Here is a 22,144-nt window from a genome sequence, read left to right on the forward strand (position 1 = left end):
CGATAGGCTGAACAGCTTAGTGATGGATAAAGTCGCGAGTTTGTAAGTCACAGCCTTGCGGGCCACACACTAATACCGACCCGTGTTGGTACCAATCGCCTAACACGATGCGCTGGTAATCGTGGCCTTGATCACACCATTGATGGACATGGGGGCGATGGGTATGGCCGTGAATCATGTTAACCACTCCCGCGTTATCTAACTGGCGCTGCACTTCTTGTGGCGTCACATCCATGATGGTGGACGACTTTTGCTGATTGGCATTGGCACTGCCCGCGCGCATTTTGGCCGCAATACGACGTCGCAACGCTAAGGGTAAGCATAAAAACACGTGTTGTAGCCAGCGCTGGTGGACTTTGCGACGAAATGCTTGGTAGTCGGCATCCGCCAAACATAGGGTATCGCCATGGAGAATCAAGGTCGGCGTACCATATAAATCAATGCATGTGTGCTCATCCAACAAGGTGATGCCTGTTTCACGGGCGAAACGCTTTCCGATTAAAAAATCACGATTGCCATGAATAAAGTACACAGGTACGCCTTGCTGTGTGAGGGTCGCAAAGGCGGTTTTGATTTGCTGATGAAAGGGGCTGTGATCATCATCGCCAATCCAAGCCTCAAACAAATCTCCCAGCACATAGAGTGCATCAGCGTGGACCGCTTCCTCGGACATAAATCGTAAAAAGCAATCAGTGATATCTTGCCGAGTAGGGCTGAGGTGTAAATCAGCAATAAAGAGGGTATGTGGCATGTATTGGCTTTTTATTGGCAAAACGAGCGGCTCACTCAAAAAGAAAGGGTAGCTTTAGCTACCCTTGTTGACGAGTGCGGCTTAGTCTTCGATAGTCACGCTATTGATTAATACTTCTTCAACAGGGACGTCTTGGTGTACATAACCCCAATTGCCGGTGGCAACGCCTTTGATCTTATTGACCACGTCCATGCCGTCGACGACTTCGGCAAACACACAGTAGCCCCAACCGTCTGGCGTCTTGGCTTTGTGATCCAGGAATAAGTTGTCATTCACGTTAATAAAGAATTGTGAACTGGCTGAATGCGGCTCCATGGTACGCGCCATGGATAAACGACCGGTAAGGTTACTTAAACCGTTATCCGCTTCGTTTTTGATCGGTGCACGCGTCGACTTTTCTTCCATGCCAGAGGCCATGCCACCGCCTTGGACCATAAAGCCGTCGATAACACGGTGGAACAGGGTTCCGTTATAAAAGCCGTCACGGCAATATTGTAAAAAGTTCTCGACCGTGGCCGGTGCTTCGTCTGCATACATGCGGAGTTTGATATCACCGAACGTGGTATGAAGAGTTACCATGATGTAATCCTGTCATTGGCTTGGCTAAAAAGGATCACAGATTTTAGCCTAACGAGCCGGGTGATCAAGCATGATCGCCCTGGATGTGGAATTAATCATCGCTAAGTGACCCCAAAGTACCGATTTGCAGGGGCGCATTGTCATTTTAATTCCTCGAGATCACTTTTATTTCTCAAGATCACTTTTATTCATCGAGATCATTCTGACGATACAGGTTCAACATGCCCGAGCAACTTTTTGAGTAAATCAGCTAAGTTGGCTTGCTCACTGGTGGTGAGTCCAGCCAGGAGCTGATGCAAGTTATTGGTATGATCGGTCACCGCCTTATCGATCAAATCCAGCCCTGCGTCGGTGAGTGAGACATAGACCCCACGGCGATCGTTGGGATCGGGGCTGCGTGCCACCAAGCCTTTGTGCTCCAACCGATCAATGCGGTTAGTCATGGCGCCGGAGGTGAGCATTAAAGCATCCAGCAGCTGATTTGGGGTTAACGTGTAGGGTTTGCCCGCACGCCGTAACGAGGCCAGCACATCGAATTCCCCTGGGTTTAGATTGTATTGGCCGAAAACATGCTGCAGTTTGGGATTAATGTGGCCGTTGATACGTGCCAACCGGCCTGTAATCGCCATGGGGCTCGGATCAATATCAGGGCGTTCGCTGTGCCACTGGCTCAGAATGAGATCAACCTTGTCAGCTTGTGATGGGGTAACACCTTGTTCTTGGCTTTTTGAAGCAGCCGTGGTTGCTGGGTGCGTGCGCGTTGAATTTTTTGTCATAATGGTTATCGATAAAGATTCTTTACCGAAAAATAAATGATCACCCCGACCCAACTCAAGCACCGATTGGTCGGTTTTGGTTCAAATCGTGCTTTTTCTCTTAACTTGTGAACTCGGTCGTCGCGCTTTATCGGGCCAGACACCGGGTCGATGCTTGCGTCACGCTAGCAGAAAAGGTGTAATAGCAGCTTCACTTTACTCATTGTCATTACTGTAACGAGTCATCTAATTATTATGTCGATGCAAACCCCCCCGTTAAAGATCTACAACTCACTGACGCGAGAAAAAGCCGTCTTTCAGCCTATCACGCCAGGAAAAATTGGTATGTATGTGTGTGGGGTGACGATTTACGATCTTTGTCATATCGGACATGGGCGCACCTTCGTTTCGTTTGACATGATTTCTCGTTACCTGCGTTATCTGGGCTTTGATCTGACCTTCGTGCGCAACATTACGGATATTGATGACAAGATCATCAAGCGTGCCGCTGAAAATGGCGAGACCTGCGATGCGTTAACAGAACGTTTGATTGGTGAAATGCATCAAGATTTTGATGCCTTAAACATGGTGCGTCCTGATATCGAGCCGCGTGCGACCGATTATATTGACGAAATCATTACCTTGGTAGAAACGCTGATTGCGCGTGGTTTTGCCTATGTGGCCGATAACGGCGATGTAATGTTTGAAGTCGCTAAGTTTGATGAATACGGTAAGTTGTCTAAACAAGACTTGGATCAGCTCCAAGCTGGTGCCCGTGTGGATATTGAAACTGCGAAACGCAGCCCGCTGGATTTTGTGGTGTGGAAAATGTCGAAACCCGGCGAGCCGACGTGGGAATCCCCTTGGGGCCCGGGCCGCCCAGGTTGGCACATTGAATGCTCAGCGATGAACTCAGCGCTTCTGGGTAAGCACTTTGATATTCATGGCGGCGGCTCAGACCTACAGTTCCCGCATCATGAAAACGAAATTGCTCAGTCGTGCTGTGCCCATGACACCCCATATGTGAATACGTGGATGCACAGCGGCATGGTGATGGTCGATCGTGAGAAGATGTCTAAGTCACTTGGAAACTTCTTTACCATCCGTGACGTGCTGGTGCACTACGATGCTGAGACCGTGCGTTATTTCTTGCTGTCAGGCCATTATCGTAGCCAGCTTAATTACAGCGACGAAAATCTTAACCAAGCCCGCTCAGCATTAGAGCGCCTTTATACCGCATTGCGTGGTTTAGACACTCAGGCAACCCCGGCAGGTGGCGACCAATACGTGGCGCGTTTTGAAGCGGCAATGAATGACGACTTCAATACGCCAGAAGCCTATTCAGTGTTGTTTGATATGGCCCGTGAGATTAACCGCCTCCGTGCTGACGATATGGCCGCCGCGTCTGCGCTGGGCGCGCAAATGCGCAAATTGGCGTCTATTCTTGGTTTGCTCGAGCAAGACGCCGATAACTTCTTGCAAGGTGATGCTGGCGCTGATGATGAAGTTTCTGACATTGAAGCCTTAATTCAAACACGTAATGATGCCCGTAAAGCCAAAGACTTCGCGGCAGCCGATGCGGCGCGCGATGCGCTCACAGCGATGGGTATTGTGCTGGAAGACGGCCCACAAGGCACCACCTGGCGCCGTAAGTAAGCAGATAAAGCGCCATCCGGCCGAGGATAATAGCAATTTAATGAAAACGGAGCCAAATAAGGCTCCGTTTGTTATTGTCGGTGTGATAATCGTGTGACACAGAAGGTCAAATGCGTGAAGGCACCGGCCTGGATTACCGTCCAGGCTTTACTTCACGCTTATCGGGCTCAGGCAGTTCACTACCACAATGTTTACAAAAGTCCGCATCAGACTCGTGCCCCCCTTTTGAACAATTTGGGCATTTGACTAACTGGCGATGCAGTGTCATTTGTTGGCCTATTTCAGCAGTAATGATCCCGGTGGGGACAGCGATAATGGAATAGCCCATCAGCATAGTGAAAGAGGCCAGCGTCTTACCAATATCCGTTTGGGGGACCAAGTCGCCATATCCGACAGTGGTAAGCGTTACTATCGCCCAATAAATGGCATAAGGAATACTGGTGAAACCATTCTCTGGTCCTTCTATCACATACATTAGAGCGCCGAATACTGTGACCAGAATCATGACTGTGGAAAAGAAAATCATCACCTTGCGTGATGACATGATCATCGAACGCATCAGAATATTGGAGTCTTCCAAAAAGCGCATGAGTCTCAGTATACGGAAAATACGTAATACACGGAGCAGACGCACCACCATCATATAAGTCGTGCCCGGAACAAATACGGCGATGTAAGTGGGGAGAATGGCAAGCAGGTCCACGACGCCATAAAAGCTACGTGCATAGGCGGATGGGCGTGGGGAGCAATAAAGACGTAGCAAATACTCAATGGTAAAAATGCCAGTAAATCCCCACTCAATCCAATATAGCCATTGTGACCAGCGGGCGTGGACACTTGCGATCGACTCCAGCATCAATGCCACCATTGATGCCAAAATCATGACGATCAATGCCAGATCAAACACCTTACCGTGCTTGGTTTCCGTACCAAAAATTGTGGTATATAAGTAATGCTGCAATCGGCTTTGTGGTTTGTTCATGGGCTTTCCTTGCTCGAAAAACATGATGATTGAGCTGAAAAACCGACACTGCAACACATAACATGGCTACAAAGCTCAACGTGCCGGTTTTTGATATTTGTTTACCGTGTAGCCTAAGGCCAATCTGCGACAGGGTCAGTTAAGGCCTGGAAACAAAGCCCGCATGCCAGAGGCAATAAACTCGATCCCGAGAGAGCCGAGAATCAGACCCATGATTCGAGTGATCACGTTAATACCGGTTTGTCCCAAGAATTTTACCACCGCAGGTCCCACTTTAAATAAGCTCCAAATGCCAGCGGCGAAGATCACCAGGGTTGAAATAAGCGTGACCGTACTCCATGTATCAGGGTATTGGGAGCCGTAAACAATGGTCGAACTGATCGCGCCGGGGCCCGCAAGCAACGGCATGGCAAGCGGCACCACGCCCACTTGCTCACGACTGATGGTTTCTGACTGCTCCTGCTTGTTTTGTTTACCTTCTCCTAACTTACCATTCATCATCGTAAAAGCGATACTGAGCAGCAGCATGCCACCGGCGACACGGAAAGAGTCTAAAGAAATACTGAACAAGTCGAGCAACATCTGACCGGCAAGCAAGGACACAATCAAGATAATCGCCACCGCGATCGCTGCGGTATACGCAGTGCGGTTTCGTTCTTGCTTATCAAGATGCACGGTAAGGGTCACAAAAACGGGCATAATACCGATGGGATTCACGGCGGCAAAAAGCCCGACAAAAAACTGTACAAAAATCATGGTGTCAAAAACGGCCATGGCGAATCTCGTGATGCTGTGAGGAAGTCCAGTTTCTCTCGGGTTAAAAGGTGGGGCCAGTATAGCGACCTCAGCTTAAAAACCAACCGCTTAACCTAGCATTTTCTGCAAGTCTTGATTGCGGTTTTAGTGAAGTCATGGGAGGGAGCAAAAAAGTCCCCAAATGAGTGAGCAAGATTGTTAGCGCAGACTATACTGAGCCACTAAACGGTTTTTACTCACTAGAGGAAAAAGAGTCACATTGGTGGGCTTACAAGAATAAAAGAAACAGCTTTATGGTAGACACTCACTTTTTGTTGAAAAAATAATACAAAATCACCGCTTTTGTTGGCCTCGCATGTAAAGGTCGTGTTACTTTGGTGAAAATATTGGACACGTAGCCTGTGTGCTACATGATGAATAAACCCAATGTACATGGGGGTTAAGCAATAAATTCGTTGTGATTGATTTGATAACAAATGATCGAGATCAAGTTGCTATCGCTGTGAAAACTTATACTCAGTTTTGAAAGTTATTTACTAAATGCGATGCTGTTAGGGTGAAGAAATCTCGGTTAGAGGGGTCAAACGCCAGGCAGCCATCAAAAACCCAACCAAGCGGGTACGCTGGTGGTCGCAAGCAGTTACTAAATGATTTTCAAATATGAACCAGGAGACAACTATGCCTGTTACTAATATTGCCGAACTCAACGCGATGGTTGAGCGTGTCAAAAAGGCACAACAAGAATTTGCTACCTATTCACAGGAGCAAGTAGACAAGATCTTCCGTGCTGCATCACTGGCGGCAAACAACGCGCGTATCCCGCTGGCTAAACAAGCCGTCGAAGAGTCAGGCATGGGTATCCTCGAAGACAAGGTTATCAAAAACCACTTCGCGTCTGAGTTCATCTACAACAAATACAAAGACGATAAAACCTGCGGCATTCTTGAAGAGAATGACGAATTCGGCACCATGACCATTGCCGAACCAGTGGGTCTTATCTGCGGTATCGTTCCAACCACGAACCCAACGTCGACAGCGATCTTCAAATCTCTGATCTCACTGAAAACCCGTAACGGCATCATCTTCTCGCCACACCCACGTGCGAAAAACTCCACTAATGATGCCGCAAAACTGGTTCTCAACGCCGCGGTTGCCGCCGGTGCGCCTAAAGACATTATTGGCTGGATTGATCAACCGTCTGTTGAGCTTTCTAACGCACTGATGAAGCACGATGACATCAACCTGATTCTGGCCACGGGTGGCCCAGGCATGGTGAAAGCGGCATACTCATCTGGTAAACCAGCTATCGGCGTGGGTGCGGGTAACGTACCTGTCGTGATTGACGAGACTGCAGACATTAAGCGTGCTGTAGCTTCTGTACTCATGTCTAAAACCTTCGATAACGGCGTGGTATGTGCGTCAGAGCAAGCGGTTATCGTGATGGACGAAGTGTATGACGAAGTCAAAGAACGTTTCGCCTCTCACAAAGGCCATGTATTGAGTAAAACCGACGCCGACAAAGTGCGTAAAGTGTTGCTCATTAACGGCAACCTGAACGCAGATATCGTCGGTCAATCAGCAACAAAAATTGCCGATATGGCAGGCGTAAGCGTCCCATCAGACACAAAAATTCTGATTGGTGAAGGCCTGGAAATCAGCATTGAAGAAGAATTTGCACACGAGAAACTCTCACCAACCCTGGGTATGTTCCGTGCCAAAAACTTCGAGCACGCCGTCGACATGGCTTGCAAAATGGTAGAAATGGGCGGTATCGGTCACACATCAGGCCTGTATACCAACCAAGATGTCAACCAAGACCGCATTAAGTATTTCGGTGACCGCCTGAAAACAGCACGTATTCTGGTGAACATTCCAACGACGCACGGTGGTATCGGTGATTTGTACAACTTTAACGTTGCACCGTCACTCACACTGGGTTGTGGCTCATGGGGTGGTAACTCAATTTCTGAGAACGTTGGGCCTAAACACCTGATGAACAAGAAAACTGTTGCGAAGCGAGCTGAGAATATGCTGTGGCACAAACTACCAAAATCTATCTACTTCCGCCGCGGCAGCTTGCCAATCGCACTGGGTGATTTGGAAGACAAGAAACGTGCGATGATCGTGACTGACCGCTTCCTGTTTAACAACGGTTATTCAGAGCAAATTGAGTCACTGCTTAAAGCGCAAGGCATGGATGTAAACACTTTCTTCGAAGTGGAAGCGGATCCAACGCTAAGTGTGGTACGCAAAGGTGCTGAAGCGATGCAAAGCTTCCAGCCTGACGTGATTATCGCTCTTGGTGGTGGTTCACCGATGGACGCAGCGAAAATTATGTGGGTAATGTACGAGCATCCAGAAACCGCGTTCGAAGAGCTCGCAATGCGCTTTATGGATATCCGTAAACGTATCTACAAATTCCCGAAAATGGGTAAAAAAGCCGAATTGGTTTGTGTAACAACCACTTCAGGTACTGGTTCAGAAGTCACGCCGTTTGCGGTTGTGACTGACGACGAAACCGGTGCGAAATACCCACTGGCTGACTACGAGCTGACACCACAAATGGCGATTGTTGATGCCAACCTGGTGATGAACATGCCGAAGTCGCTGACAGCCTTTGGTGGTTACGATGCGATTACTCACGCGATGGAAGCTTACGTGTCTATCCTGTCAAATGAGTACTCGGAAGGGCAAGCGTTGCAAGCACTGAAACTGCTGAAAGACTATCTGCCAGCAAGCTATACGCACGGTGCTAACGACCCAATCGCACGTGAGAAAGTGCACAATGGTGCCACCATTGCCGGTGTCGCGTTTGCCAACGCCTTCTTGGGTGTGTGTCACTCCATGGCGCATAAACTCGGTGCTGAGTTCCACCTGCCGCATGGCCTGGCGAACGCATTATTGATTTCAAACGTGGTACGTTTTAACGCCAATGACAACCCAACCAAGCAAACGGCATTCTCGCAGTACGACCGCCCACAAGCACGTCGTCGCTATGCAGAAATCGCTGACCACTTGGGTCTGGCTCAAACCGGTGACCGTACCGCACAGAAAATTGAGCGTTTGTTAACCTGGCTTGAAGACATGAAGCTGAAACTAGACATCCCAACCTCTATCCAAGCGGCGGGTGTACCAGAAGCAGACTTCATGGCCAAACTGGACGAGCTGGCGGAAGAAGCGTTTGATGACCAATGTACCGGTGCAAACCCACGCTACCCACTCATCAAAGAGCTGAAAGAAGTGTTGGTTGCGTCTTACTATGGCAAGCCTTACGTTGAAGGTGAAACCTTTGAAGGCACCACGGTTATCAAAAAAAGAGATGACCAACCCGCTGCAGCGCAGACCAAAGCGGCTAAAGCTGACGCAAAAGCGAAAGCTGAGCAAAAGGACCAAAAAGCAGACGCCTAATGTAACCTAGGCAACCGCTTAACGAAAAAGACCCGCCACCGGCGGGTCTTTTTGATTTTACCCGTGGCGACGATGACACGAGAATACAGAGCGCTTCGCTTACGGAATACGGAAAGAGACGAGACGTGTCGCTTCTTGCTCGTTCCCACGCTCCTGCGTGGGAATGCATACAATGACAAAATTTATACATCGATGGTGCCATTGGCGACGATGACACAAGCCCCGGCAAGATGTTGGATAAGTGCACCTTGTCAACGGGCGCCTGTCACGATCGGGGTTAATCGTTGGTCCCGGTGTCGGATGGCGCGCGGCGGAAATCACACCAAGCTTGCGCGATCGAGAAGGCGCTTATACCGACCTACGCCTGGTTTATATATCGGTGGTGCCATTGGCGACGATGATACAAGCCCCGGTAAGATGTCAACAATGATGCGCTATGCTTCCTGGGGGCCTGTCACGATCGGGGTAATCGTTGGCCCCGGTGTCGGATGGCGCGCGGCCCACATCGTGATAATGATTGGCATTGTGCTGGCGCTTATACCGACCTACGCCTGGTTTATATATCGGTGGTGCCATTGGCGACGATGACACAAGCCCCGGTAAGATGTTGGATAAGTGCACATTGTCAACGGGCGCCTGTCACGATCGAGGTTAATCGTTGGCCCCGGTGTCGGATGGCGCGCGGCCCACATCGTGATAATGATTGGCGTTGTGCTGGCGCTTATACCGACCTACGCCTGGTTTATATATCGGTGGTGCCATTGGCGTAGGTGACACAAGCCCCGGCAAGATGTTGGATAAGTGCACATTGTCAACGGGCGCCTGTCACGATCAGCGCCAAATTTGACCTCAATGTCGGATGGCGCGCAGGGCACATCGATGCACGAGGCTTACATCGGACTGGCGCTTATGCCGACCTACGCGATATTCGGGAATTGGAATTCAGAGCGCTTCGCTTACGGAATACGGAAAGAGACGAGACGCTTCGCTTCTAGAGACTAGAGAAAGCAGCCTCGTGCTTGCATTGGGGGTTTTGCTCTTTCTAACCACTTGCTTCTAACAACCGGCCATTAAAAGAATCATTCGAGACAATATACTCCGCGTTTCGAATTAATTCGTCATCCATCTCAAAGGTTGCGCGATGTCGGTGGCGTGGCACAATGCCTCCCACGCGGATCTTTAGCCCGGAAAGCTCTTTGGCCCAGCGCTGGGTTAAGCCGCCAATCATGGCATTGGCAACCGTATCAGGGGTAAGATGAGCGCCAGCGACATTAATGATCACACCGGGGCGACCACGTTGTTGCATACACTCTGCCGCGTGCTGAACCACCAGATAACACGGCGAGGTTGTATTGGTCAGCATTCTCGGCATATCACACCAAGCACCATTGTTAAATAAACTGGGCAATATGTCGCCTTGCCATTGATTAATGAGCACATCAATGCCGCCAAAAAGTTGCGTCACTTGTGCGAACGCATCATGGATAGAAGCCGGTTGATCATCGGCCAAACAAATCGGCTGGACGCGCCCAGCATAGGGACGGCATTGATCGGCACTTAAGCGCAGTGCTGGCCATTCAGTATCGAGCAATGCGACGTCAGCACCAAGCGAGCAAAAATGCTCTGCCATTGCGCGTCCCGATGATGAGCCGCCGGCGGTAATAACGACCACTGCGTTATCGATCTTCATGGTCAATTCCTTAATAGTATCAATAAATTAGCGCATCACGCCTTGCCTTTTATACTCTAGCTAATCACGTGAAAATGACAGCTTACTCACACCTTATTCAAGCGTGGGAAGATAATACTGGACCATAATTACGCCGACTGCGAAAAAAAGGCTCAAAACGTCTGGTCGTCTGGCAGAAATATTGTTGGGAATTGAGAGACGATCACAATTTCGATAAGGATCATGAAACCCTCTCAGGATCAACTTGCGATCTTCGTTGTTATGCGCTTACACGCATTTTATCGAAGCAATGCGATGTGGTGAGTTTTTCATACAAGGTGGCAGGGTTAAAAGCGGGGCGGCTTGGGGTTGCATCAGCTAAGTGACGACGCTCATGACCGGAAAGATTATGGTAGACCGCTTCATCAAAGCCGTGCGTACCCTGGGGCGGATAATGCATAGCGGCCGGAGCAAGTTGAAAGCGCAAATTAGCGCTGGCTAAACCGCCACGGTGAAAGGCATCGGCTTGGGCACTGGCGCGCTGATAATCTTCTTCATTGCTGGCCGCCAAGGGTTGCGGCTCTGCCAGCTGGAACTGCTGGCGCAATATCGCATCATTACTGATAGGGTTATCGGTGAGTGTGAGTGGCGTTGACTCATTCGCATCCCCGGAAAGCAGCGCCATCATCAACGCAAAGTCGGAACGACGCCCTTGCACCACCGCCTGATTGAGGTTGCCCCCAAACTGGACGTCGCTAATAAGCTGCGCTTTGTCGATGGTATGGATAGTCACTGCGGTTACCCTAATTCATATCGTGATTGTGCGGATGTGTAATAGGGTATCGGCCGCGTACGGTAAACTTTAGTGCTTTTTTATCCGGTTTGTGCCAGTTGGGGCGACAATGGCTGCGTACTTTGTCCAGCAAAATGCTGCATCGAAAACGCCACGCGATCGTCTGGCATCAGCGGGTAGCGCCGAGGTGGAAGTGACTCAATCAGCCGTAACCTTGGCAGCAATCCGCAACCATTAGCAATTTGGATCGCAAGACCAGGCCGTGCATTAAGCTCGAGTACCATCGGGCCCTTCTCTTTGTCTAATACCATATCTGTCCCCATGTAACCTAAGTCGGTCATCTCCCAGGCGCTGGCTGCCAGCGTGAGCAGCTGCTGCCAATGAGGCACTTTCAGGGTATAAAGGTCATGTTCCGTGTCCGGGTGATGGGTGATGGGGCGGTTAAATTGCACCGCCTTTAGCGCCTTACCGGTGGCCATATCTAGCCCGACGCCTACTGCCCCTTGGTGCAAATTGGCCTTGCCATCAGATGCTGAGGTCGACAGCCGCATCATCGCCATCACCGGATACCCTTGAAACACAATCACGCGAATATCAGGGACCCCTTCATAGCTAAAACCGCTGAAGCTATCGTCGAACGCGATCAAGTTCTCGACCACAGCGACATCCGCTTTGCCTCCGAGCGAGAACAGGCCCGCGAGCGTATTGGTGATATGACGTTCAACATCGATGTGGCTCACGGTCTTGCCAGAGGCCTTGGTATAAACACCTTGATGATTTTTCGTCACCACCAAAATGCCCTTACCGCCTGAGCCTTGCGCCGGTTTAATCACAAAACCGGGCCAATTTGCCACCATGTGATGAATACGTTTGACGTGCGCTTGGCTATCAATCACGCCGATCAACTCAGGGACGGTAGCGCCGGCTTGCTGGGCGATCAACTTGGTTTTAAGTTTGTCATCCACTAATGGATAAAGACGCCTGTCGTTGTAACGACCAATGTAACGGATATTACGCTGGTTCATCCCCATGATGCCGGCGTGACTCAGGCGAAAGGGAGAGGCGAACCTTGAAAAGAATTTAATCATCACGACCGCTCCCATCCTGATGTGCTAACGGGCGAAACCGCTTCAACTCCGACAAGCGGTAGCCGGTGTAATTACCCAGCATTAATATCAATGCCAAGATCACCAGCTGCAAGCCAATAAAGTTAAAGGTCAGATGCCGGACCAACTCATTGGTCATCGCCAAATACACCAACACCGCAGTGACGAGTGAGCCACCGCCTTGAATGACCACTTCTTTTGCGCCTTCCTCTTCCCATAAAATCGACATCCGCTCGATGGTCCATGACAGAATAATCATTGGGAAGAAGGTGATGGTTAGCCCTTCCATTAAGCCGATACGGAACGCGATCACGCTAAATACCGAAATAATTAAAATGACCGTGATAATCACCGCGGAAATTCGCGCCACCAGCAGTAAATTAAGCCGGGAGAGATAGCTTCTTATCACCAGCCCAGTGCCGACGATCAACACAAAGCCAACAATCCCAGTGAGTAATTGGGTTTGCACAAAGGCGACCGCAATCAGCACTGGCATAAAGGTCCCTGAAGTCTTTAACCCCACGATCACGCGCAAGAACACCACAATCAGCGCGCCAATCGGGATCAGCATAATGGTTTTAAACATCGCCTGCTCTTCAATGGGCAAGCTATGAATAGAAAAGTTAAGTAGGTTATCGGCGGAAACCTTCGCCGAAGTGGCCTGTTGTGGGCTGATATCTTGGGAGATAATTGAAAAATGTACCTGGCTATGTTCACCGCCCATCACTTCTAACAATGGTCCGCCGTGCTGGTTCCAGAGCAGAACATTACTGTGATGGCCATTTTGCCCAGTGGTTAAATCAAACAAGTGCCAGCGTGTGTCTTGCCACACTTGTAGCATGGGAGAAATGGTTTGGCGACGTCGCCCATCTTCAAGCTCCAAGCCACCGACCACGCGCGCATGCACACCTTCCAGTGCCAAGGTTTTTCGTAGGGCGTCGGGTTTGTCGAGGGTATTGAGTAACAAAGCCGCGTTTTGACTATCTGGGCTATTAAATTGTTTGATGAGCTCACGGGTCAACGTAATGTTGTCCGCGGAGCGCGCCCGAGCTCGATCCAGCAGTGCTAAGGCCGCATTTTTGGCAGCATTATCCATCACAGGAAGCGTCACCGGCTCTTCATCAGGTGGGGCCATGGTATAGCGCGCACTGTCGTCGACTAACATTTGGTTTTTAAAATAAAGGGTTTGCTCACCGTTGGCTTGGCGCGTCGACCACTGTGCTTGGCGGCCATGTTCAGTGTTAAGCAATGAAAAACCATAGCCTGCCGAGGAGGTGCTCTCATCGATAAGCGTAAGCCCAGGTTGGCTATCTGGTGCAGCAAGGCTAACTTTTACTGGGCCATCGTCGGCATCAAAGTTAATTCTGGCCTCAATTTGCCAGACTTGGCGGGTGTCATCCGCTTGCCAAGGCACACCATAGCCTAGGTGACGATAGGCACTGAGTGCGATACCGGCCAAAATTAAAAAGCCGATCAAAAAGTAAAAAGGAACCCGTGAAACCATGTCGATTACCTATTTTCGTAGAGCCTATTTTCGAAGAGCCTAGTTTTTCGTAAAGCCTATTCTTTAGACGCTGATGGCGGCTGACGATCATCATTACTAGGCTCCGGGGGAGTGTCCGGCTGATATTGCGGATGAATGTGCACTTGGCTGACATCTACCACGGCTAAATCTTTAAAAAACGAGCGGCCCAACAATACGGGGTATTCCATATTGGTGCGATCCGCGAGGGTAAATTCGGTTTTTTCGTGAATGTTACCCACCCGGATCCACGCTTCCACCACGGGGCGGCGGTCAGTTTTATCGGTCGATGATTGCCGTATGAGAACCCAGCGCTTTACGGGCATTTCCATAAATACTGGCTGGTCATTGTTTTCACTATGATTGACATTAAACTTGACCCAGGTATCACCATCGCGCTCAAATTCTTGAATATCTACCGCATTGAGCGACGAGGTTGCCGCGCCGGTATCTACGCGCGACTGGAAGGTGCTTTTGACTTCATCAAACCAAACCCATTCACGTCCGCCGAGGACCACTTTGTCGTTATTCACGGGCACCCGGACCACTTTTTCTTGGATTTTAACTTCCGGTTTTGGGTTGGCGAAATTGGCATACATTTTTGCCTGAGTCCGCTGCATGACGTTTAATTTATCAGCCAGTTGACGCATCTCGTCGGTCAATACGATCAGGGTCTTGTCATGCGCTTTTAATTGGTCCTGTGTGGCCGTTTGTTGCTCATGCACATGGGTGGCGGTGGAATGAATGGTATTTAGCGTTTCTTTGTGCTGGTGCTGTGAAGTCAAGGTACAGCCAGAAACGATAACGAGCAAACCACCAATCAATGTGTAGCGATAAACCATGTAAAACCCTCGGCGCTGGAAAGATAATTCTCGTATATGCTTGAAATATAGCTTGTCGATGACTTAGTCGCGAAGCCGATTTTATTTCATCAGTCGGTTTATGTTGCCTAGCCTGACAGGAAGGATGAAACTACAAGCCGTGGACGCAGATTCTAAAGGATGCGACCAAGATGGATAGAGGGATTCTGTCAAATGTTAGTCAGAATTGACTAAACGTTGATTATCTCAACGCTATCGGTGAAAAATTGCCCGAAAACAGGCAGTCGCGCCCTTGTGCATAAAGTGAACAACAATAAAAGGGCGCAGATCGCGACATCAGCGTCAGCGTTGCGTGTGCTCTAGGTCAAATTAACTACACTCGATCAAATTAACCACAGCACACGCCGCCTGGCGCGATTTAATCAGGATTGCGCGCCACTAAAATTGCGCGTTTAGGCGCCGGATACCCTTCGATGGTTTGCGTCGGGTCATCTGGGTTTAGGTACTCTGGCAACGAGTTATGGGTCATCCACGCCGTGCTGCGCTGCTCGTCGGTGGTGGTGATACATTCATCGACAATACGGACATCGACAAATCCGACTTTTTCCAACCACACTTTGAGCGCACGCGCCGAAGGGAAAAAGTAGACATTGCGCATTTGTGCATAGCGGCCTGATGGCACCAATACGGCGTTTTCATCGCCATCAATCACCAAGGTTTCCAGTATCAGCTCACCGTCTTTCCCCAACTGATCTTTGAGTTGCATTAGATGATCGAGCGGCGAGCGACGGTGGTAAAGCACGCCCATGCTAAACACGGTATCAAATGCACGCAGAGCAGGGAGTTTTTCGATTCCTAAGGGCAGCAGATGCGCGCGTTGATCATTGCCCATTAAACGACGAATGGCGTCGAACTGCATTAAGAAGAGCTCAGAGGGATCAATACCTACGGTCAGAGCCGCCCCTTCACCCAACATCCGCCACATGTGGTAGCCATTCCCGCAGCCGACATCGAGCACATAGCGCCCTTTGAGCGGAGAGATATGCGGAAGCACCCGATCCCATTTCCAATCCGAACGCCACTCGGTGTCGATATCCATACCGTGAACCTGATAAGGCCCTTTGCGCCATGGGTGAAAGCTACGGAGCAGATTTTCTAACTTTTTACGCTCACCGGCAGGCAAGCTGGTGGCATCGCCAATCTGGACCCTATCTTTTAGCTCCACCTGCTCGGGCGCATCGGTCGGGATTTTATTCAGCACTTTTATCCACTTTGGCATATCGCCATGGGGCTGGGTTTGCCACTCCGCCAATTGCGCCGGCAGAACTTCTAACCAATGAGAGAGACGGTTTTTGGCGATCAGTTGATAAAAATCGGAAAAATCAAACATCAGATTACTCGTACTTAATGGCGTGTTTCGCTGAATCAAAGGGTTGACTGGATCAAGGGTGTAACTCGATCAATGGTGTAAATAGATTAATGGTGTAAATAGATTAATGGTGTAACTGGATCAATGATCTAAATAGATCAATAGCGTTCCAGGATGACGGGACGCATCGCTTTATGTCATCGCTTATCTTATTTAATCGCGAACATCGACCCAAAGTTAAAACATTGAAACCACATGGCGACACTGCTAAAACCAATCTCGCTCAATCGCGTTTTATGGGTATCAATGCTATCTGGACGCATCACGTTTTCTAGCGCACTGCGTTTTTGACTGATCTCAAGCTCGCTGTAGCCATTGGCGCGTTTAAAGTCATGGTGCAAGTCAATCAGCAGTTCATTGGCGGTTTCGTCTTCAAAGCAATACTTCTCCGACAAAATCAGGATCCCGCCCGGTTTTAATCCCTGATAGATGCGGGTGAGTAGCGCTTGGCGATCGTCCGGGCTTAAAAATTGTAGGGTAAAATTAAGCACCACCATGGAGGCATTAGTGATCGTCACATCGCGAATATCAGCCTCACGCACCTCAACATCGGCAGCGCCGCGATAGGCATTCACATGCAAACGGCAACGCTCCACCATCGCTTGTGAATTATCAACCGCGATGATGGTACAGCTGTCATGAGGAATATGGCGGCGCATCGACAGGGTGGCGGCGCCCAACGAGCAACCGAGATCGTAAATATGGCTATCTGGCGTGGCAAAGCGTTTCGCCAGCATACCAATCGCCGAGATAATGTTGCTGTACCCAGGCACCGAGCGCTGGATCATATCCGGGAACACTTCGGCGACATTCTCATCGAAGGTAAAGTCGCCCATCTTCTCAATCGGCGCCGCGAAAATTTTATCCTGATTAGCCATATAAGCCCCTACAAATCAGCCCAGCTGGCCAGTGTGAGCACCTGACGCCAGCAAACCCTATCGCAAAAGCGGCGTATTGTAGTGAATTTTTCAGCGTCTGTCTGCACGGTGAGCCTGCACCTTGCGTGGATACACTAAAACAGTGCCCCTTGCTGACTTTGCGCGGCGCGGGTGACTGAAGCCAGTGGCGTTGATAAATCAAGACGTTGATACAGTTGAGCCGCGAGTGCCGGAGCGTGGTCGTTGTCCGATGTATGAATCATTAAATAGGGCGTTTTACCGGCGGCTATCCACTGAGATAAACGTGGGATCCATGGGTCAAAAAATGCGCTATTGTCTGCCAGCTCAGGATGACCAATAAACCGCACCATAGGCGCATTGCTGGTGGCAATCGCATGCACGGGGACACGCGGCTTTTTCTTTTGTGCATCAATCACCGCTGGCGTGTCCGGTTTCGCCGCGAACACAGGGCGACTGTCCATGATCACTCGGTTGGCATGATGGGCGATCAAGAGTCGATTCAACGCCTTCTCTGCCTCGCCTTTGGCAAAAAAAGCCGGGTGCCGTACTTCCACGCCGATAAAGATATCCGCCGGTAAGCTTTGCAAAAAGGCGGCCAGATCCGGCAAGCCTTCAGGACCAAAACGGGCCGGGAGCTGAATCGTCCACTGACCAATCTTGTCATGGAGAGGCGCCATCAAATGAATAAAATCCCGCGTTAAATCTTGCGCATGGCGCAACTGGCATTGATGGGTAATGGTTTTGGGAAACTTAAAAGTAAATTGGAAAGTGTCTGACGTCGCGGCCGCCCAATTCGCCACCGTCTGTGGCGACGGCGACGCGTAAAAGGTGGTATTGCCCTCAACCGTATTGAATACCTCTGCGTAGCGGGCTAAACGTTCACCCGAACGGGTACCTGGAGGATAAAAATGGTGCTGCCAACTGGGATGAGACCACTGGGTCAAACCAAGGCGCAACGGCGGATCGGACAGTTGATGTAGCATCAGAGACATGGCGTCGTTATGATCAGTCAATACACGTTGCGGTAGCCTAATCGCAACCGGGGAAAAAAACCATATGAAGGAGAAACAGAATAAAAACACGCGATCGCTTTACCAAGAGCGGGGCTTTTCCTTTATAATGGCAGGTCTTTGACAGTAACGGCAGTCGCGGGGGCGTACCGTCAGGTACGACAAAGGCTGTTGTCGAATTTCCCTCAGAATTGACAGGCTTGTGCCCAAGGGGGCAAGCAGAATTATCAGAACAGATCAGGAATAGTCTATGCGCACCCAATATTGTGGTCACCTGAATAAAGCCCATGTCGGGCAAGAAGTAAGTCTTTGTGGTTGGGTTAATCGTCGTCGTGATTTGGGCGGCTTGATTTTTATCGACATGCGCGACCGTGAAGGTCTGGTGCAAGTTGTGATTGATCCTGATATGGGTGATGTTTACGAACATGCCAATAAACTGCGTAACGAATTCTGTGTTGCCATTCGTGGTGAAGTCCGTGCACGTCCAGATAGCCAAATCAACCGTGATATGGCCACCGGCGAAGTCGAAGTGGTGGCGAAAGGGTTGGAGATTATCAACCGCAGCGCACCGATGCCGATTGACTTTAACCAGTTTATCTCTGAAGAGCAGCGTCTTAAGTACCGCTACCTCGACTTGCGTCGTCCAGAGATGAGCGATCGCATTAAACTGCGTGCCAAGGCCACCAGCTTTGTCCGTCGTTTCCTGGATGAGAACGACTTTTTAGATATCGAAACCCCGGTACTGACCAAAGCAACCCCGGAAGGTGCACGCGATTACTTGGTGCCAAGCCGCGTCCACAAAGGCAGCTTTTATGCATTGCCACAATCGCCACAGCTGTTTAAACAGCTACTGATGATGTCCGGCTTCGATCGCTATTACCAAATCGTGAAGTGCTTCCGAGATGAAGACTTGCGCGCGGATCGCCAACCAGAATTTACCCAAATCGATATCGAAACCTCGTTCATGAGCGCTGAACAAGTACGTGACGTGACCGAGCAAATGATCCGCGAAATGTGGCAGTCGCTACTCAACGTTGATTTGGGTACCTTCCCCATCATGAAATATGAAGAAGCGATGCGTCGGTTTGGCTCTGATAAGCCAGACTTGCGTAACCCGCTTGAAATCGTCGATGTGGCCGACATTGTCAAAGATGTTGAATTTAAAGTCTTCTCTGGTCCAGCGAACGATGAAAAAGGCCGCGTGGCAGTCATCCGCGTGCCAGGTGGCGCCAGCTTATCTCGCAAACAAATTGATGAGTACACCCATTTTGTTAGCATTTACGGCGCCAAAGGCTTGGCATGGATGAAGGTCAACGATCGCGACGCCGGCTTTGACGGTATTCAATCGCCCGTCGCCAAGTTCCTTAACGCGGATGTCGTGGAGAGCATTCTGTCACGCACTGACGCGCAAAGCGGGGACATTATCTTGTTCGGCGCCGACAAAAAATCGGTAGTCACCGAAGCGCTGGGCGCATTGCGTGTAAAATTAGGTTTGGATCTTGAACTGACCGACACCCAAGCTTGGACCCCGCTGTGGGTAGTGGACTTCCCGATGTTTGAGGAAGACGACGAAGGCAACCTGCACGCCATGCACCACCCATTTACAGCGCCAACTGACGTCACGCCAGAGCAGCTAAAAGCCAATCCGGCCGCGGCGAACTCCAATGCCTACGACATGGTGATTAATGGCTATGAAGTCGGCGGTGGCTCGGTGCGTATTCATAACCCAGAAATGCAAGCAGCCGTCTTTGAGACCCTGGGCATTGACGAACAAGATCAGCGCAAGAAGTTCGGTTTCTTGCTCGACGCGCTAAAATACGGCACCCCACCACACGCAGGTTTGGCATTTGGTATGGACCGTTTGGTGATGCTGCTGTCTGGCACTGAGAACATTCGTGACGTCATTGCGTTCCCGAAAACCACAGCCGCAGCGTGCTTGATGACGGATGCGCCAAGTATTGCCAATGACGCCGCGCTTGAAGAGCTAGCGCTCAGCATTACCGTGGCAGCCGAGCAAAACGAACAAAGCGAATAACGTTACCTTAACGTCATTTCATCAACGCGCCTCAGACTGAAAAGCCAAGGCGCGTTTTTTCTGATTACTCCTTTCACGTGAGGGGAGCGCAAAAAAACGGAGAATCGATATGGCAGGTCACAGTAAGTGGTCGAATATTAAACACCGTAAAGCCGCTCAAGACGCGAAGCGCGGTAAGATTTTCACCAAACTGATTCGAGAATTAGTGGTTGCCACCAAAGAAGGTGGTCCCGAAGCAGAAACCAATCCACGCTTGCGTGCGGCGGTCGATAAAGCGCTATCTAACAATATGACACGCGACACCATCAACCGAGCGATCACACGCGGAGCTGGCGGTGATGGCGACGACAACATGGAAACCGTGATTTACGAAGGGTATGGCCCAGCGGGCACCGCGGTGATGGTGGAATGTATGACCGACAACCGCAATCGTACCGTGTCAGGTGTTCGTCACGCATTTTCCAAATCTGGTGGTAACCTAGGCACTGACGGCTCGGTTAGCTTCCTATTTGATAAAAAAGGCGTCGTCACTTACGCTGCAGGCCTTGAAGAAGACGATGTGATGGAAGCGGCACTCGAAGGCGGGGCAGAAGACGTGGTCACCTATGACGACGGCTCAATCGATGTCTACACCACCCCTAATGATTTTGGTACCGTCAAAGATGCCCTCGATAAAGCCGGGTTTGAAGCGGAACGCGCCGAAGTGACCCAGGTGCCATCGACCAAAGCCGAGTTAGATGCAGATACCGCACCGAAGTTACTGCGTCTTATCGATACGTTAGAAGACCTTGACGATGTGCAAGAGGTCTATCATAACGGGGATATCTCGGATGAAGTGGCAGCGAGTTTAAGCTAAATGACCATTATACTGGGGATTGACCCAGGTTCGCGGATCACCGGTTATGGGGTGATCCGCCAACAGGGGCGGCATCTTGAATACCTCGGTAGCGGGTGTATTCGGACAGAAACCGACGACTTACCCGGTCGCTTGAAGCATATCTACGCAGGGGTGAGTGAAGTGATCACCCAATTTCAGCCGGACAACTTTGCCATCGAACAAGTCTTTATGGCCCGTAATGCCGATTCGGCGCTTAAATTGGGCCAAGCACGGGGCAGTGCCATCGTTGCGGCGGTGAATGCCGATCTACCGGTATCTGAATACGCAGCAAGGCTTATCAAGCAAGCAGTCGTCGGCAAAGGTAGCGCGGATAAAAAGCAAGTGCAGCATATGGTCACCCACATGTTGAAACTCAGCGCCACCCCCCAAGCCGATGCCGCCGATGCCCTGGCCGTGGCGATTTGCCATGCCCACACCAATCACACCCTGATCGCCATGGCCGGCAAAGCTAACGCCGCCCGCCGCGGCCGATATCGGTAAAAGCGCTTTTTACTTTTTACTCTTTACTCGTTCCCACGCTCCTGCGTGGGAATGCATACAATGACAAAATTTATACATCGGTGGTGCCATTGGCGTAGGTGACACAAGCCCCTGGACATTGTTGGATATCGGCACATTGCCAACGGGCGCCTGTCACGATCGGCGCCAAATTTAACATCGGGGTTAATCTTTGGCTTTGATGTCCGATGGCGCCACGGGCGCCACGCCCTCCACGGAGGGATCCCTCCTGTTATCCGTTCTTGCACGCACTTCACACTTTAGTCAGTGCTAACCTAACGATGACAACAAATCCATCCAAAAATCTGGTCTCGTCAGTAAAATACACCGCCATGGCTCTTGATTGGTGGACAATGCGGTGGGATATAAACTCGTTAGACTGACTGAACTTATGGCGTGTGAGTTTGGGCAAGTAGAGGGCGATATTGAGGCGCTTAATGAGCGAGACCTTGGTAATGTGATGCCCGATGGAGTGAGTTTTTCACAATTTAAAGAAAAGCTTGATAGCGGTGAATTTGCCCTGTTGACTGATACCCCAATGCGGCCCGCGATGGTGCATGATAATACGAATAAGCTC

General features: G+C 50.2%; 19 protein-coding genes. 6 read left to right on the top strand and 13 right to left on the bottom strand.

Annotation, left to right across the window (positions count from 1 at the left end; genetic code table 11):
* Positions 1–16: 16 nt before the first annotated feature.
* The 3 genes from lpxH to BZJ21_RS09150 form a co-directional block, all read right to left on the bottom strand.
* Positions 17–751: a UDP-2,3-diacylglucosamine diphosphatase gene (lpxH, locus tag BZJ21_RS09140; RefSeq protein WP_077669618.1), complete on the bottom strand. Its 735-nt coding sequence runs from the start codon at positions 749–751 to the stop codon at positions 17–19.
* A gap of 81 nt (positions 752–832) precedes the next feature.
* Positions 833–1,330, bottom strand: a complete 498-nt coding sequence (locus BZJ21_RS09145) for a peptidylprolyl isomerase (protein WP_021022351.1) — start codon at positions 1,328–1,330, stop codon at positions 833–835.
* 197 nt (positions 1,331–1,527) lie between these two features.
* Positions 1,528–2,106 carry a MarR family winged helix-turn-helix transcriptional regulator gene (locus tag BZJ21_RS09150; RefSeq protein WP_077669631.1) on the bottom strand — a complete coding sequence of 193 codons (579 nt, stop codon included), beginning with the start codon at positions 2,104–2,106 and terminating at the stop codon, positions 1,528–1,530.
* A 240-nt stretch (positions 2,107–2,346) separates the two neighbouring features.
* Here BZJ21_RS09150 and cysS point away from each other — a divergent pair, with 240 nt between their 5' ends.
* Positions 2,347–3,741 carry a cysteine--tRNA ligase gene (cysS, locus tag BZJ21_RS09155; RefSeq protein WP_101494572.1) on the top strand — a complete coding sequence of 465 codons (1,395 nt, stop codon included), beginning with the start codon at positions 2,347–2,349 and terminating at the stop codon, positions 3,739–3,741.
* A gap of 133 nt (positions 3,742–3,874) precedes the next feature.
* Here cysS and BZJ21_RS09160 read toward each other — a convergent pair whose 3' ends face one another.
* Together BZJ21_RS09160 and BZJ21_RS09165 are read right to left on the bottom strand one after the other, a co-directional pair.
* On the bottom strand, positions 3,875–4,723 hold the full coding sequence (locus BZJ21_RS09160; protein WP_077460414.1) for an ion transporter: 849 nt from the start codon (positions 4,721–4,723) through the stop codon (positions 3,875–3,877).
* 135 nt (positions 4,724–4,858) lie between these two features.
* Positions 4,859–5,497, bottom strand: coding sequence for a YchE family NAAT transporter (locus BZJ21_RS09165; protein ID WP_077669619.1), 639 nt, complete (start codon positions 5,495–5,497; stop codon positions 4,859–4,861).
* A 642-nt stretch (positions 5,498–6,139) separates the two neighbouring features.
* On the opposite strand from BZJ21_RS09165, the gene adhE reads away from it, so the two are divergent.
* Positions 6,140–8,887: a bifunctional acetaldehyde-CoA/alcohol dehydrogenase gene (adhE, locus tag BZJ21_RS09170; protein WP_269087439.1), complete on the top strand. Its 2,748-nt coding sequence runs from the start codon at positions 6,140–6,142 to the stop codon at positions 8,885–8,887.
* Positions 8,888–9,929: 1,042 nt separating this feature from the next.
* On the opposite strand, the gene BZJ21_RS09180 is transcribed toward adhE, so the two are convergent.
* From BZJ21_RS09180 to BZJ21_RS09215, 8 genes are all read right to left on the bottom strand, one after another.
* The gene (locus tag BZJ21_RS09180; RefSeq protein WP_077669622.1) at positions 9,930–10,577 is read right to left on the bottom strand and encodes an SDR family NAD(P)-dependent oxidoreductase; all 648 of its coding nucleotides are present in this window, start codon (positions 10,575–10,577) and stop codon (positions 9,930–9,932) included.
* Between the two features lie 259 nt (positions 10,578–10,836).
* Positions 10,837–11,349: a VC2046/SO_2500 family protein gene (locus tag BZJ21_RS09185; RefSeq protein ID WP_077669623.1), complete on the bottom strand. Its 513-nt coding sequence runs from the start codon at positions 11,347–11,349 to the stop codon at positions 10,837–10,839.
* Positions 11,350–11,429: 80 nt separating this feature from the next.
* Positions 11,430–12,437 carry an alpha-L-glutamate ligase-like protein gene (locus BZJ21_RS09190; protein ID WP_077669624.1) on the bottom strand — a complete coding sequence of 336 codons (1,008 nt, stop codon included), beginning with the start codon at positions 12,435–12,437 and terminating at the stop codon, positions 11,430–11,432.
* Positions 12,430–13,959: an inactive transglutaminase family protein gene (locus BZJ21_RS09195; protein WP_077669625.1), complete on the bottom strand. Its 1,530-nt coding sequence runs from the start codon at positions 13,957–13,959 to the stop codon at positions 12,430–12,432. The genes BZJ21_RS09190 and BZJ21_RS09195 overlap by 8 nt, the downstream gene beginning before the upstream one ends.
* A gap of 56 nt (positions 13,960–14,015) precedes the next feature.
* On the bottom strand, positions 14,016–14,819 hold the full coding sequence (locus BZJ21_RS09200; protein ID WP_077669626.1) for an ATP-dependent zinc protease family protein: 804 nt from the start codon (positions 14,817–14,819) through the stop codon (positions 14,016–14,018).
* A 397-nt stretch (positions 14,820–15,216) separates the two neighbouring features.
* Entirely contained in the window at positions 15,217–16,188 is a 972-nt protein-coding gene (cmoB, locus tag BZJ21_RS09205) for a tRNA 5-methoxyuridine(34)/uridine 5-oxyacetic acid(34) synthase CmoB (RefSeq protein WP_077669627.1), read from the bottom strand.
* 188 nt (positions 16,189–16,376) lie between these two features.
* Positions 16,377–17,105, bottom strand: coding sequence for a carboxy-S-adenosyl-L-methionine synthase CmoA (gene cmoA, locus BZJ21_RS09210; protein WP_021022363.1), 729 nt, complete (start codon positions 17,103–17,105; stop codon positions 16,377–16,379).
* Between the two features lie 134 nt (positions 17,106–17,239).
* Positions 17,240–18,109 (bottom strand): DUF72 domain-containing protein, encoded by an 870-nt coding sequence (locus BZJ21_RS09215; RefSeq protein ID WP_077669632.1) that lies wholly within the window; start codon positions 18,107–18,109, stop codon positions 17,240–17,242.
* Positions 18,110–18,386: 277 nt separating this feature from the next.
* Between BZJ21_RS09215 and aspS the strand changes: the two genes are divergently transcribed.
* The 4 genes from aspS to BZJ21_RS09235 all read left to right on the top strand — a co-directional run.
* The gene (aspS, locus tag BZJ21_RS09220; RefSeq protein ID WP_077669628.1) at positions 18,387–20,171 is read left to right on the top strand and encodes an aspartate--tRNA ligase; all 1,785 of its coding nucleotides are present in this window, start codon (positions 18,387–18,389) and stop codon (positions 20,169–20,171) included.
* 109 nt (positions 20,172–20,280) lie between these two features.
* Complete coding sequence (locus BZJ21_RS09225; RefSeq protein ID WP_021022885.1) at positions 20,281–21,027, top strand: YebC/PmpR family DNA-binding transcriptional regulator; 747 nt, start codon at positions 20,281–20,283, stop codon at positions 21,025–21,027.
* On the top strand, positions 21,028–21,549 hold the full coding sequence (gene ruvC / locus BZJ21_RS09230) for a crossover junction endodeoxyribonuclease RuvC (protein WP_021022886.1): 522 nt from the start codon (positions 21,028–21,030) through the stop codon (positions 21,547–21,549). It abuts the gene before it with no gap.
* A 409-nt stretch (positions 21,550–21,958) separates the two neighbouring features.
* Positions 21,959–22,144: hypothetical protein (locus BZJ21_RS09235; protein ID WP_131826338.1), on the top strand; the 186-nt coding region annotated here is incomplete at its 3' end.

It is taken from the genome of Salinivibrio costicola subsp. alcaliphilus (assembly GCF_001996185.1).
Lineage (GTDB): Bacteria > Pseudomonadota > Gammaproteobacteria > Enterobacterales > Vibrionaceae > Salinivibrio > Salinivibrio costicola.

What these genes read in the sequence shown, in the direction of transcription:
- lpxH (WP_077669618.1), bottom strand. Translation starts at nt 751, where the DNA reads ATGCCACATACCCTCTTTATTGCTGATTTACACCTCAGCCCTACTCGG.
- BZJ21_RS09145 (WP_021022351.1), bottom strand. Translation starts at nt 1,330, where the DNA reads ATGGTAACTCTTCATACCACGTTCGGTGATATCAAACTCCGCATGTAT.
- BZJ21_RS09150 (WP_077669631.1), bottom strand. Translation starts at nt 2,106, where the DNA reads ATGACAAAAAATTCAACGCGCACGCACCCAGCAACCACGGCTGCTTCA.
- cysS (WP_101494572.1), top strand. Translation starts at nt 2,347, where the DNA reads ATGCAAACCCCCCCGTTAAAGATCTACAACTCACTGACGCGAGAAAAA.
- BZJ21_RS09160 (WP_077460414.1), bottom strand. Translation starts at nt 4,723, where the DNA reads ATGAACAAACCACAAAGCCGATTGCAGCATTACTTATATACCACAATT.
- BZJ21_RS09165 (WP_077669619.1), bottom strand. Translation starts at nt 5,497, where the DNA reads ATGGCCGTTTTTGACACCATGATTTTTGTACAGTTTTTTGTCGGGCTT.
- adhE (WP_269087439.1), top strand. Translation starts at nt 6,140, where the DNA reads ATGAACCAGGAGACAACTATGCCTGTTACTAATATTGCCGAACTCAAC.
- BZJ21_RS09180 (WP_077669622.1), bottom strand. Translation starts at nt 10,577, where the DNA reads ATGAAGATCGATAACGCAGTGGTCGTTATTACCGCCGGCGGCTCATCA.
- BZJ21_RS09190 (WP_077669624.1), bottom strand. Translation starts at nt 12,437, where the DNA reads ATGATTAAATTCTTTTCAAGGTTCGCCTCTCCCTTTCGCCTGAGTCAC.
- BZJ21_RS09195 (WP_077669625.1), bottom strand. Translation starts at nt 13,959, where the DNA reads ATGGTTTCACGGGTTCCTTTTTACTTTTTGATCGGCTTTTTAATTTTG.
- BZJ21_RS09200 (WP_077669626.1), bottom strand. Translation starts at nt 14,819, where the DNA reads ATGGTTTATCGCTACACATTGATTGGTGGTTTGCTCGTTATCGTTTCT.
- cmoB (WP_077669627.1), bottom strand. Translation starts at nt 16,188, where the DNA reads ATGTTTGATTTTTCCGATTTTTATCAACTGATCGCCAAAAACCGTCTC.
- cmoA (WP_021022363.1), bottom strand. Translation starts at nt 17,105, where the DNA reads ATGGCTAATCAGGATAAAATTTTCGCGGCGCCGATTGAGAAGATGGGC.
- BZJ21_RS09215 (WP_077669632.1), bottom strand. Translation starts at nt 18,109, where the DNA reads ATGCTACATCAACTGTCCGATCCGCCGTTGCGCCTTGGTTTGACCCAG.
- aspS (WP_077669628.1), top strand. Translation starts at nt 18,387, where the DNA reads ATGCGCACCCAATATTGTGGTCACCTGAATAAAGCCCATGTCGGGCAA.
- BZJ21_RS09225 (WP_021022885.1), top strand. Translation starts at nt 20,281, where the DNA reads ATGGCAGGTCACAGTAAGTGGTCGAATATTAAACACCGTAAAGCCGCT.
- ruvC (WP_021022886.1), top strand. Translation starts at nt 21,028, where the DNA reads ATGACCATTATACTGGGGATTGACCCAGGTTCGCGGATCACCGGTTAT.